The 12,683-nt window shown below is 64.6% G+C and carries 10 protein-coding genes; 2 read left to right on the top strand and 8 right to left on the bottom strand.

From position 1 onward, the window contains the following. Window positions 1-85: 85 nt before the first annotated feature. Genes kdpC through kdpF form a run of 4 tightly spaced genes read right to left on the bottom strand, consistent with a single transcriptional unit; the run spans window position 86 to window position 4,552 of the window. Window positions 86-676 (bottom strand): potassium-transporting ATPase subunit KdpC, encoded by a 591-nt coding sequence (gene kdpC / locus WBP07_RS31135; RefSeq protein WP_395397111.1) that lies wholly within the window; start codon window positions 674-676, stop codon window positions 86-88. A 12-nt stretch (window positions 677-688) separates the two neighbouring features. Beyond that, window positions 689-2,734, bottom strand: a complete 2,046-nt coding sequence (kdpB, locus tag WBP07_RS31130; RefSeq protein WP_395397110.1) for a potassium-transporting ATPase subunit KdpB — start codon at window positions 2,732-2,734, stop codon at window positions 689-691. A 12-nt stretch (window positions 2,735-2,746) separates the two neighbouring features. Next, window positions 2,747-4,450, bottom strand: coding sequence for a potassium-transporting ATPase subunit KdpA (kdpA, locus tag WBP07_RS31125; protein ID WP_395397108.1), 1,704 nt, complete (start codon window positions 4,448-4,450; stop codon window positions 2,747-2,749). Window positions 4,451-4,462: 12 nt separating this feature from the next. After that, entirely contained in the window at window positions 4,463-4,552 is a 90-nt protein-coding gene (gene kdpF / locus WBP07_RS31120; RefSeq protein WP_395397107.1) for a K(+)-transporting ATPase subunit F, read from the bottom strand. A 445-nt stretch (window positions 4,553-4,997) separates the two neighbouring features. Here kdpF and WBP07_RS31115 point away from each other — a divergent pair, with 445 nt between their 5' ends. Together WBP07_RS31115 and WBP07_RS31110 are read left to right on the top strand one after the other, a co-directional pair. After that, window positions 4,998-7,337 (top strand): TonB-dependent receptor, encoded by a 2,340-nt coding sequence (locus tag WBP07_RS31115; protein ID WP_395397106.1) that lies wholly within the window; start codon window positions 4,998-5,000, stop codon window positions 7,335-7,337. 37 nt (window positions 7,338-7,374) lie between these two features. Next, window positions 7,375-8,799, top strand: a complete 1,425-nt coding sequence (locus WBP07_RS31110; RefSeq protein ID WP_395397105.1) for an esterase-like activity of phytase family protein — start codon at window positions 7,375-7,377, stop codon at window positions 8,797-8,799. A gap of 34 nt (window positions 8,800-8,833) precedes the next feature. Here the strand turns inward: WBP07_RS31110 and WBP07_RS31105 are convergent, their stop codons facing one another. The 4 genes from WBP07_RS31105 to WBP07_RS31090 form a co-directional block, all read right to left on the bottom strand. After that, complete coding sequence (locus WBP07_RS31105) at window positions 8,834-9,862, bottom strand: SMP-30/gluconolactonase/LRE family protein (RefSeq protein WP_395397104.1); 1,029 nt, start codon at window positions 9,860-9,862, stop codon at window positions 8,834-8,836. Between the two features lie 5 nt (window positions 9,863-9,867). Beyond that, window positions 9,868-10,941, bottom strand: a complete 1,074-nt coding sequence (locus WBP07_RS31100; protein ID WP_395397103.1) for a Gfo/Idh/MocA family protein — start codon at window positions 10,939-10,941, stop codon at window positions 9,868-9,870. 247 nt (window positions 10,942-11,188) lie between these two features. Continuing rightward, window positions 11,189-11,599 (bottom strand): Dabb family protein, encoded by a 411-nt coding sequence (locus WBP07_RS31095; protein ID WP_395397101.1) that lies wholly within the window; start codon window positions 11,597-11,599, stop codon window positions 11,189-11,191. Window positions 11,600-11,642: 43 nt separating this feature from the next. Then, on the bottom strand, window positions 11,643-12,680 hold the full coding sequence (locus tag WBP07_RS31090) for a LacI family DNA-binding transcriptional regulator (protein WP_395397100.1): 1,038 nt from the start codon (window positions 12,678-12,680) through the stop codon (window positions 11,643-11,645). Window positions 12,681-12,683 lie beyond the last annotated feature (3 nt).

Raw genomic sequence — 12,683 nt, 5'->3', positions numbered from 1 at the left:
CGCGTTCCGCAAGGGCTCTCGTCAACATCGCTCGCCGACCATGTGAACGGAGCCTTCCCGCAGCGCGCGGGAAGGCTCCGGCAGTTCATTGTCCCGGCGTGGCGGAAAGTGCATCCAGTCGGCGGTTGAGCGCCAGCACGTTCACGCGGGGTTCGCCGATGAAACCCAACAGCGGGGTTTCGATGCTGCCTTCGACCAGACGGCGCACCGCCGCCGGATCGAGATGACGCAGCCGGGCTACACGCTCGACCTGATAGAGCGCCGCCTGCGGAGTAAGGTCGGGGTCAAGGCCCGAGCCGGAAGTGGTCACCAGATCGCCGGGGATCGCCTTGCCCGGTTCTGCCGCCTTCATCGTGCCGACTTGCTGCTTCACTCTGTCCGCCAGTGCCTGCGAGGTCGGCCCCAGGTTCGACCCTGACGAGGCAAGCCCGTCGTAACCCTTGCCGGCGGCCGAGGGGCGCGTCTGAAAGTAGCGATCCGAAGTGAAGCCCTGCCCGATCACGGTGGAGCCGATCACCTTGCCGTTCTGCCGTACAAGGCTGCCGTTGGCCTGGCTGGGAAAGACGACCTGCCCGATGCCGGTCAATGCCAGCGGGTAGGCAAGGCCCAGCAGGATCGCGAACAGCAGCGTCATCACGATGGCAGGGCGCAGAGCGGTGAATATGTCTTTGGTCATGTGTCCGCCTCCTCAGGCGAGGCCCAGGCCGCTGACGGCCAGGTCGATAAGCTTGATGCCGATGAACGGCGCGATCAGGCCGCCAAGGCCATAGACCGCAAGGTTGCGCGCCAGCAGTGGCCCCGCCCCCATCGGCTTGTACTTCACGCCCTTCAGCGCCAGCGGCACCAGCAGCGGGATGATCAGCGCGTTGAAGATGATCGCCGAAAGGATCGCACTCTGCGGGGTGCCGAGACGCATGACATTGAGCACGCCGAGGCCGGGATAGAGCACCACGAACATGGCCGGGATGATCGCGAAGTACTTGGCAACGTCGTTGGCGACCGAGAATGTGGTCAGCGCGCCGCGCGTCATCAGCAGTTGCTTGCCGAGGCCGACCACCTCGATCAGCTTGGTGGGATCGCTGTCGAGGTCGACCATGTTGCCCGCCTCGCGCGCGGCCTGCGTGCCGGTGTTCATGGCAACGCCGACGTCGGCCTGCGCCAGCGCGGGCGCGTCGTTGGTGCCGTCTCCGCACATGGCGACCAACTTGCCGCCCTGCTGTTCCTTGCGGATCAGCGCCAGCTTGTCTTCCGGCGTGGCTTCCGCAAGGAAATCGTCCACACCCGATTCCGCTGCGATGGAGGCCGCGGTCAGCGGGTTGTCGCCGGTGATCATCACCGTGCGGATACCCATCTGGCGCAGTTCGCCGAAGCGTTCGCGGATGCCCGCCTTTACGATATCCTTCAGGAAGATCGCACCCAGCAGGCGGCCGTCGGCAGCGACGGCAAGCGGAGTGCCACCGGCACGGCCGATCTCGTCGGTGATGCGGCGCAGTTCGGTGGCGGCGGCCGTGCTGCCGCTTTCCGGATTGGCGCGCAGGATCGCCTGAACCGCCCCCTTCTGGATCACGCGGCCGCCGGTATCGACACCCGAAAGCCGGGTCTGCGCGGTGAACGGGATGATCTCCGTCCCTTCGGGCAAAGTGGCGGTCAGGCCGAACTTCTCCCGCGCCAGCACCACGATCGAGCGGCCTTCGGGCGTCTCGTCCGCAAGGCTGGCGAGCAGCGCCGCTTCGGCCAGTTCGTTCACGCTGGCCCCGCCGACCGGGCGGAATTCGGTGGCCTGCCGGTCGCCCACGGTGATCGTGCCGGTCTTGTCGAGCAGCAGCACATCGACGTCGCCAGCCGCCTCTACCGCGCGGCCGGACTTGGCGAGCACGTTGAAGCGCACCAGACGGTCCATCCCGGCAATGCCGATGGCCGAAAGCAGGGCCGCGATGGTCGTCGGGATCAGGGTGATCAGCAGCGCGGCCAGGATCGACACCGGAACGGCGCCGCCCGCGTAGCTGGCAAAGCCCGGGATCGTGCCCACCGCGATCAGGAAGATGATCGTCAGGCCGACGAGCAGGATGGTCAGGGCGATCTCGTTCGGCGTCTTCTGGCGTTCCGCGCCTTCGACCAGCGCGATCATGCGGTCGAGGAAGCCCTGCCCCGGGTTGACGGTGACGCGCACGCGGATCTCGTCCGAGATGACGCGGGTGCCGGCCGTCACGGCAGAGCGATCTCCGCCAGCCTCGCGGATCACAGGCGCGCTTTCGCCGGTGATTGCCGCCTCGTTGACGGAGGCGACACCGGCAACCACTTCGCCGTCGGACGGGATCAGGTCGCCGGTCCGGACCAGCACCACGTCACCCTTCTTGAGGGCGCTGGCGGGAACGTCGTCGAACCGGGTGCCGTCCCCCTTCAGGCGCTTGGCGGTCAGTTCCGCCTTGGTGGCGCGCAGCGAGGCGGCCTGCGCCTTGCCGCGCCCTTCGGCCAGCGCCTCTGCAAACGTGCCGAACAGCACCGTCAGCCACAGCCAGACCACGAGTTGGAGCTTGAAGCCGAAGCCCAGGCCGTCATGGCCGATGACCAACAACAGCGTCAGCAAAGTGGCGACGACGGCGGTGGTGAACATCACCGGGTTGCGGATCAGTTCCTTGGGATTGAGCTTGCGGAAGGCGTCGCCGATCGCGGGAACGATCAGGTCAGCCGTGAAAAGCGATTTGTTTTCGGAAGCATGTGATGGCCGGGCCATGTGCAAGGTTCCTTAGAAAAGCTGGCCGTTGATCATCGCAAGATGATCGGCGATGGGGCCAAGGGCGAGGCCGGGCAGGAACGTCAGCCCGCCGACGATCAGCACGATGCCGATCAGCAAACCGGTCCAGAGCGGCCCGGTGGTCGGGAAGCTGCCCGCGGTTTCCGGCGTGTACTTCTTGGCGGCAAGGCTGCCCGCCACGGCCAGCATCGGGACGATGATGAAGAACCGCCCGATCCACATCGCCACGCCCAGCATGCCGTTGTAGAACGGCGTGTTGGCACTGAGCCCCGCGAAAGCCGACCCGTTGTTGGCCACCGCGCTGGTGAAGGCATAGAGTATTTCCGAGAAGCCGTGCGGCCCCTTGTTCAGCGGTCCCGCCAGCCCCGCCGGCAGTACCGATGCAATCGCCGTGAAGCCCAGGATGATCAGCGGCAATACCGCGATCGCGAGGACGGAAAGCTTCACTTCGCGGCTTTCGATCTTCTTGCCCACGTATTCCGGCGTGCGGCCCACCATCAGGCCCGCCACGAAGACGGCAAGGATGGCGAAAAGCAGGAAGCCGTAGATGCCGGCGCCGACGCCGCCGATGACGACTTCGCCCAGTTGCATATTGAACAGCGGGACCAGGCCGCCCAGCGCCGTGAAGCTGTCATGCATGGCATTGACCGCCCCGCAGCTCGCCGCCGTGGTGACGACCGAGAACAGCGCCGATGCGGCGATGCCGAAGCGGACTTCCTTGCCCTCCATATTGCCGCCGCCCACGCCAAGGTGGTGGAGCACGGGATTGCCGGCCGCTTCCTGCCAGTAAGTCACGCCCACGCCGACGAGGAAGATCGTCAGCATCGCCGCCAGGATCGCCCAGCCCTGCCGCGTGTTGCCCACGGCCTTGCCGAACGTGTAGGTAAGGCCCACGCCGATCACGAAGATCGACAGCATCTGCACGAAGTTCGTCAGCCCGGTGGGGTTTTCGAACGGATGCGCACTGTTGGCGTTGAAGAACCCGCCGCCATTGGTGCCAAGCATCTTGATCGCTTCCTGCGAAGCCACCGGGCCCAGCACCAGCGTCTGCCTGACGCCTTCCAGCGTCGAAACGTCGACCGAGGCGGCCAAGGTCTGCGGCACGCCGCTGGCGATCAGGAACAGGGCATAGACGATGCAGATCGGCAGCAGCAGATAGAGCGTCACGCGCGTCATGTCGGCCCAGAAATTACCGATACCTGCGGCGCTTCGACGCGCGAAACCGCGAAACAGCGCAAAGGCCAGCGCGATGCCGGTCGCCGCCGAGAGGAAGTTGTGAATGGTCAGCCCCAGCATCTGGCTGAGGTTCGACATCGTCGATTCACCGGCATAGCTCTGCCAGTTCGTGTTCGCGGTGAAGCTGACGGCGGTGTTGAACGCCAGGTCCCCGCCGACCGCGCCGAAGCCAAGCGGATTGAGCGGCAGCAGCGCCTGCGCACGAAGCAGAAAGTAAGTGAACAGCAACAGTGCCGAATTGAAGATCAGCATGTGCACCGCGTAGCGGCGCCAGGACTGGTCTTCCTCAGGATCGATGCCTGACAGGCGATAGAAGCCGCGCTCGATCGGGCCGAACACGGCGTGAAGCGGCGTACGGCGCCCTTCGTAGAGAGCGAAAAGCCAAAGCCCAACCGGCTTGGCCAGCGCCAGCAGGATGCCGACGAAGGCTGCGATGAGCAGCCATCCCTGAATGGTCATGGGATCGCCCTCCTAGAAGCGTTCGGGCCGCGCAAGCACAGCGACCAGATAGACGAGAAGGCCGAGCGCGGTGATCGCGCCCAGCCACAGATCGATTGTCATGATTGCCTGCTCCTCACGCGCGATCGCACAGCGCCGCGTAGCCAAGGCTCGCCGCCAGCAAGATCAGGAAGAGGCCAACCCAAAGGATGTCCTGCATTATCAAGGCTCCAGCAGACCCATCGCCAATGCGGCATGGTATCGTCTGCAGCCGTCCAACTAGGGCAGGGCCGCGTTGAGATTCGAGACGAAAACCGCGCCTCCGGCATAGTATTTTCATATGATTTCGGGGCCGGCGCCGATCGGTGCGGTCCATCTCCCATCGCCGGATCGCTGCCGGCATCGCGGCCTTCGGCGGATCAAACCCGCGCATCTCCGCTAATCGATTGCGATTTTTCCCTTATGTTTCCGGATTGTAGCAAAGGCGTCATGAACGCGTGGAATAGGCCCGCTCCAGAAAAGGCCGGTGGAGGGACACACGGCGCTTTTCGGATCACAGGGGGCATAAGTGTTGCAAAAATCCGTCGTCGCGCTGGCAGTCGTCGCCAGCATTTCGGTTTCCGCACAGGCGAGGGCGGAGGATGCTGCCGCTGCCGAAGCAGACACCGGCGGATCGAATGAAATCGTCGTCATCGGCAGCGGCCAGACCCGCTCGGTCTCGACGCTCCTGCCCTCGAACCTCGAAGTCCTGCCCCCGGGCACCAGCGTCCAGAAGGCGCTGAACTTCCTTCCCGGCGTCAGCGCGCAGTCGATCGACGCGCTGGGCGTGAACGAACAGTCGCTGTCGCTTCAGGTGCGCGGCTTCAGCACCACGCACCTCGGCTACACGCTGGACGGCATGCCGCTGGGCGACGGCGCCTACAACAACTACAACGGCCTTTCGATCAGCCGTGCGCTGATTTCCGAGAACCTCGGCCGCGCCGATCTGGCGACCGGCATCGCCGGCCTTGGCATCGCATCGACCAGCAATCTTGGCGGCGCGCTGATCTATGTCAGCAGCGATCCGCACAAGGATCTGGGCGTTTCCGCAAGCCAGACTTTCGGCAGCCAGGACAGCCTGCGCACTTTCGTGCGGCTGGACACCGGCGAGCACGGCGGCTTCTCCGCCTATGTTTCCGGGCAGTACAGCGAGCAGGATCTGTTCGTGCACCAGCGCGACTACAACCGCTCCACCGGCAAGCAGTTCAACGGCAAGGCGAAGTACGAATTCACCGGCGGCACGATCACCGCCTTCGCCGACATTTCGCGCACCAACCAGGCGGACGACGCCTATCTCTCGAAGGACATGCTCGGCCGTCTGGGCTGGGACTGGGGCGGCTATGCGCCTGACTGGGATTCCTATCTGGGCGTCGCCTATTGCTCGGTGACCGGGCCGACCGCGCCGACCAAGTGCGTGAACGCGCCGAAGCCGCAGAAGAATTCGGACGTCACCTTCACCAACGGCCAGATCCTGCGTAACGACGAACTGTTCTACGTCGCCGGCGATTACGACATCACCAAGTCGCTGACGCTGCACGCACAAGTCTATCACCACGCAGACAAGGGCGCCGGCAACAACTGGATCGTCGGCTGGTCCAAGCAGGGCACCACGACCACGGCCGACGACGTGCCGGTGCAGATCCGCGACACCCGCTACACGATCAACCGCACCGGCGCCCTTGGCAGCCTGAGCTGGGAACTGGGCTTCAACCAGCTCCAGGCCGGCTTCTGGCTTGAAGAGAACAAGAGCAGCGCCGCGCGCTACATCTGGGGCAACGTCACCGGTCCGTTCGATATCGGCCAGTTCCTGAAGGGCCAGCCGGATACGGCCCAGTGGGTGCAGGAAACCAAGTGGAAGACGCGCCAGTTCTACGTGCAGGACACGATCAAGCTGCTGGATGATGCGCTGACCGTCGATTTCGGTTTCAAGGGCACCTACTCACGCTCGGACGCAGAGGCGCAGGACGGCATCGCCAAGGCGGCTCCGCCTGCAACCACCCAGTTCGCCACCGGTTCGCTGACCGCCAAGGACTACTTCCTGCCGGAAGTGGGCGTGCACTGGCAGGTCGCGCCGCACCACGAACTCTACGCCAGCTATGCCGAAAACATGGCCATGTATCAGGGCGGCTTCAAGCTTGGCCCACAATCGGTCACCCAAACCGTGTGGGACGCGCAGGGCAAGACGCTGAAGCCGGAAACCTCGAAGAGCGTGGAAGGTGGCTATCGCTATGTCAGCGGTCCGCTTCAGATCGCACTGAGCGGTTACTGGGTGAAGTTCGACAATCGTCTACTGCAGTATAACCCCTGCCCGACCAACCAGCAGCAGAATCCCGGCTGCGGCAACTCGTTCCACAACGCCGGCAGCGTCACCAGCCGGGGCGCAGAACTGGGCGTGCTGTGGAAGCCCGCACCGTGGCTGAGCTGGTACAACTCTGCCTCGTACAACAAGTCCACTTACGACAACGACCTGAACTGGTGCACCACCACCTGCGTCATCAAGGCGACCGCAGGCAAGCAGCAGGTCGATACGCCGAAAGAAATGCTGGCCAGCGTGCTGACGCTGACGCAAGGCGCCGTATCGGCGATGGTGCAGGGCAAGTATACCGGCCGCCGTTACTACACTTATACCAATGACCAGAGCTTCGGCGGCTACACCACCTTCGACCTTGGACTGACTTACGACTTCGGTTCCATCGGCGCGGTGAAGGGTGCGAAGCTGGCGCTCAACGTTACCAACCTGACCAACAAGCGCTATGCATCGAACCTCGACAACAGCGTGTTCGCACCGGACGATGCCGCCGGCACGATCGTGGTGTTCCACTCTTCGGCGCCGCGCCAGTTCTTCGGAACGCTCAGCGTTGCGTTTTAAGGCTGCACGGGTCGCGCTGACCCTGGGTTGCCTGTCCATGGCCCTCCCCGCCCTCGCCGGCGGGGAGGAGCCGGTGACACCGCCTCACCTCGATCAGACGGCCGGCCCGCGGGACGTTTCGCTGCGCGGCCAGAGATACATCAATCGGGGGCTGGTCGGCGCAGGCCAGCTTTCGGCTCAGACGGTCGATTTCCTGGGCGACACGCTGGGGTCCTTTTCCTCGCTGCAGATCGCGCCCGGCAGTTGGAAGCGCGTGGGCGACCATTACGAAGGCGTGCTCTGGACCCTGCCGGACAGGGGGCGCAACGATCCCGCCGCCAATCTTTTCTTCGACTATCCGGCACGCCTTGAGCGCTTTCGTCTCAACTTCGCTCCGGAAACCGGGCGGGTGGAGATCACGCCCGACGGCGGCCTTGAACTGCGCGACTTTCGCGGACGCCCCTTCACTGGCGCAGATCCAGCCAACGGCATGTTGGCGGAGCACGGCATCGCCCTGCCCGCACCGGCCAGCGGCATCGGCCAGGGCAAAGTGTCCATCGATGCGGAATCGCTGCAATTCGCACGCGATGGCAGCTTCTATGTGGGCGACGAATATACCGCCAACATCTACTATTTTGACCGCAAGGGCCGTTTGCGCGGCGTGATCACGCCGCCCGAAGCAGTGACGCCGCGCTGCGGCGGCAAACCCTGCTTCGGATCGCTGAAAGCCCCGGATACCGGCCGCCGCAACAATCAGGGGCCTGAGGGCATGTCGCTCTCACCGGACGGGCGCACCCTTTTCGTGGCACTCCAGAGCGCGCTGATGCAGGACAGCGCGAAGACCAATGCGGCCGGACGCACCGCCATTCGCGTGCTGGTCTACGACGTGCGGCACGGGCCCACGCCCTCGCGGCCCATCGGGCATTACGTGGTGCAACTGCCGGCGTACAACGATGAGGGACGCGGCGGAGCGCCCAATCGCACCGCTGCCCAAAGCGAAATCCGGGCGCTCGACGACCACAGGTTCCTGATGCTCGCGCGTGACGGAGCCGGACTGGGGGCGGAGGGTTCCGCGCCGATCGTCTACAAGAGCGTCCTGCTGGTCGACCTTGCCGGAGCGACCAATCTGGCGGGAACCGAATACGAGCACACGACCGCGTCGGTCCTGCAGGATCCCGCTAGCACCGCGCTACGGCCGAACATCGTCCCGGGCGAGCACGCCGAACTGGTGAACATGCTCAATCCCACGCAACTCGCACGCTTCGGCCTGGGGATCGAGAAGCTGTCGGAAAAATGGGAAGCGATGGATCTCGTTCCCGTGCTGGAACCCGATCACCCGGCCGATTACTTCCTGTTCGTGGGCAACGACAACGACTTCATCGCCCGCAAGTGCCGGATGTCAGGCCAGCCCTGCGACGCCCCGATCGACAACGACAATCGGATACTCGTCTACCGCCTCGGCCTGCCCGCTCCGCTGCGGTGACTGCCGGGTATTCGGCCGTCACCGCTTAGGGCGCTCAGGCCAGAATCCCCTCCAGAACCGCCACGCTGTCCGACGAGGTCAGGAACAGCGCCGTGCCGTTCCGGCCCAGCGCGCAGTTGGATATGGCCTTTCCGGTCTCGATGACGCCCAGCACCTGCCCGGCCGGTGTGCAGACATGGATGCCGCCTGGGCCGGTGGCGAAGACATGTCCGGAAGCGTTCACCTTGATGCCGTCAGGCAGCCCCGGGCGGCCCGCCGCGAAGTCGGCACGCAGGTCAAGGAACCGGCGGCGATCCGTGGGCATCCCGTTTTCGTCCAGCGTGTAGGCCAAGACTTCCGGCTGTACTTCGTCTGACAGCGAGAGATAGAGCGTGCGCCCGTCCGGCGACAGGGCCACGCCATTGGGCCGGCGATGATCGCGATCCAGCGCCACCACGTTGCCGTCCGGAGACAGGCGGTAAAGCCCGCAGAATGCCAGTTCGCGCAGCGATGAATCGTCCCCATCCGCCAACCCGTAGGTCGGATCGGTAAAGTAGATCGCACCCGAGGCGGCAACGCAAAGATCGTTGGGGCTGTTGAAGCGCTTCGCCTCGTAGCGATCCACCAGAACCTCACGCCGGCGCGAGGTCAGGTCGATCCGCACGATCGCCCGCGAGCCGCTGTCCGCCGCGACCAGCGCGTCGCGCGCATCCAGCGCAAGACCGTTGAGCCCCGGCTCCCGGATCGATGCCGGAACGGGCGTCTGCAGCCCGGAGGGGCGCAGGAAAACCTCCACTCCCTTCTCGGTGCCCTTCCCGGCACTCCAGCGATGCACGGTATTGCGTGGCGGATCGCTGAACAGCAGGCAATTCTCGTGCGGCACCCATACCGGCCCCTCGGTCCACTGAAATCCGGAGGCCAGCAGGCGGACGGTCGCGCCCGGCGCTATAACCCTGTCCAGCCCCGGATCGAGACGGCGGATCGTGCCGAAGCCACTGCCCTTCCCGCCAGCCGCCGCCAACGGCACCGCATCCAGCAACGGCAAGGCGGCCATTCCGGCCAATATGCTGCGACGGTCCATCATCCCCTTCACCCCAATTCCTTCAAAGCAACGCTGCGGCGCTCCGCCGCCGAGCGGTAGATCGCCTCGATAAGGCGCATGTCCGCCAGTCCTTCCTCACCGGCCACGATCGGCGAGGCGCCGGTCAGGATGCATTCCGCCAGATGGTCCAATTGCGCCGCGAACTGATTGCGCGCAGGCGCCGGCAGCGTTCTGGGGGCGGTGATCCCGTCCCTGTTGATCGTCATCGCCTGCCCCGCGTAGGACGTGGCCGGTTCCAGCGCGATCCAGCCCTGCGTGCCGTTAACGCGGTAGCCGTTGTGCGCGGAACTGTAGCTGGAAATGCAATTGGCCTGCACGCCCGAAGGGAAGCGCAGGATGAAGCTGACGCGATCCTCCACCTCGCGAAAACGCGGGTCGGCGTGGTCGGTCGATTCCACCGCGCTCACTTCCACCGGCTCCTCCCCCGTGAGATAACGGGCCGCGTTGAGGCTGTAGATGCCGATATCCATCATCGAACCCCCGCCGGACATTGCCCGGTTCAGCCGCCACTGGTTCGGCTGGATGGAGAACCCATGCTCTGCGGTGATGAGACGCGTCGGGCCGACATGGCCGCCGTGTGCCAGTTCGATTGCCAGTCGGTTGTACGGTTCGAACCGCGATCGATAACCGATCATCAGCTTCGTCCCGGCCTGTCGGCAGGCGGCGATCATCGCCTGGCATTCCGCCACCGAGGTCGCCATCGGCTTTTCGCACATCACATGCTTGCCTGCGCGCGCAGCACGAACGGTATACTCGGCGTGCAGGCTGTTGGGGAGGACGACGTAGACCACGTCGATATCCGGATTGTCGCGGATGCGATCGAAATCCGCATAGCTGTATCGGTGCGTTTTCGGAATTCCGTACTGCGCCCCGTATTGTTCCAGCTTCGACGGCGATCCGCTGACCAGCGCGACGAGCCGGGAATGTTCGCATTCCGCGAAATTCGGCATGATCTGCTTCGTGGCGTAATAGCCAAGGCCGACGATAGCATAACCGATCTTGCGCGTTTCCGCGAAAGCGCTCGGCACCCGGAGAGCCGAAGCGAGGCTCGCCACTGCCATGCCCGCGCCTATGCCGCCCAAAACGTCGCGTCGGGATTCCAATGCCTTTGCCCTCTCCAACCGACATCGATGTCAGTATTTCCGCGTCTATCGCCGACTTTGGCTGAACTTGGCAAGGCCTGCCAACCGCATCAAGCCGATTGCATCACGAAACGAACGACATTTCAGGCGGATAGAGTAACGTGCATGCCGCGTTTCCAGCGTTCCGAAGAGGACTGCCATCCACTCCGGCAACCCGTTCCGCCGTTTATCCCGGTACCACGGCCATGTCATACACCACGACCTTCGACCAAAGGTGCCCGCACGATTTGACGAAGGTCTGATGGATGGCGTGGTCCTGATAGGCTTTCTGATCCGCCACGCTATCAAAGAACATGAGTTCCGATACGTCGTAACTGGCATCGACGACATCGCGGCTTTCGGTATCGGCGGGTATGCCGATCTCCAGCCGGCGAATGACCGGGATGCCGCGCAAAGTGCGAAGGCCCGCAATCAACTGCTCGCGATCCGCATGCGATCCGGGCTGATGCAACCAGAAGAAGACATGGTGAACCACTCCGGGCTGCGGAGGTGAAGCCTCTGCCCTACCCGATGATACCGCAATGCCGGTGCTTCCCAATGCAATCATTGCCGCCATTTCTCGTCTGCTTGCTTTCATGGTGACGCTTTCGATGTAAATGGTTGGCCGCCCTGCGACGGTGTCATTGCGGGGCCAGAGGCCCGATGGATTCGCGCTCTATGATCGCGTGATCGAAGATTTCGTCGCTGACGTCCGGCTCCGCCTTGCCCAATGCCGCGATCAGGCACTGCGCGGCGCGGAAGGCCATTTCCTCGACCGGTTGCTGCACCACCGTCAGCGGGGGCCAGATGCGCGATGCCAGAATGGTGTCGTCGAAACCCGTCACCGTCAGGTCCGCCGGCAAGCGTAGCCCCAGATGGCTGGCCTGCGCGACCACGCCTGCGGCAAGATCGTCGCTGCTGCAAATGATGGCTGTCGGGCGATCCGGCCGGGACAGGAGCGCCTGCGCCGCCGCTTTGCCCGATTCATAGTCGAACTCGCCATGCCGCACGATCAGATCGTCCTCTTCGGCGAGGCCAGCATCGCGCAACGCAGCCCGGAAGCCATCGAGCCGCGCCGCCACCACGCTGTAGTGATCGGGGCCCGCGACATAGGCGATGCGCCGGTGGCCCCTGGCGATGACCTGCCGGGCGATCAGTTCCAGCGCGGCGCGGTTATCGATCCTGACGGTGGTGATATCGGGCATCGCAGTGCCGGTTGCGATCGCCGCCAGGGGCACGCCCAGGGTGGGCAGCACGTCCGACCCGCTCAACTGTTCGGCGAAAGGCGGGATCACGAGCAGGGCGTCCGCGCCGGAGCGTACCAGATCTTGCGCCATGCGTTCGGCTTCGTCCCGGCTGACGCCATCGCCATCACGCAGGATGAGCTGCAGACCATGGGCATTGGTTGCCCGCAACGCCCCCACCAGCACCGCATCCAGGAACGGCGTCCGCCGGTTGCTGTAGAGCAGGCCCACCGTCGTCGCGCGCGATTTTGCCAGCCGTCTGGCGGCCAGATTGGGCACGTAGCCGAGTTCCGCAATCGCCGCCTGAACGGTCGCCACTGTGGCGGCGCTGGCCCGGCCGGCGCCATTGAGGACGTTGGACACGGTCATGGCGGACACACCCGCGCGCTGTGCGACAGCGCGGATCGTCACGCCATTCTCGTTTCGTCTCGCCATCAG

Source organism: Novosphingobium oxfordense (assembly GCF_044029435.1).
GTDB lineage: Bacteria > Pseudomonadota > Alphaproteobacteria > Sphingomonadales > Sphingomonadaceae > Novosphingobium.
Note: the sequence above shows the minus strand (reverse complement) of the source record. Positions and strands in the feature narration are given on the sequence as shown.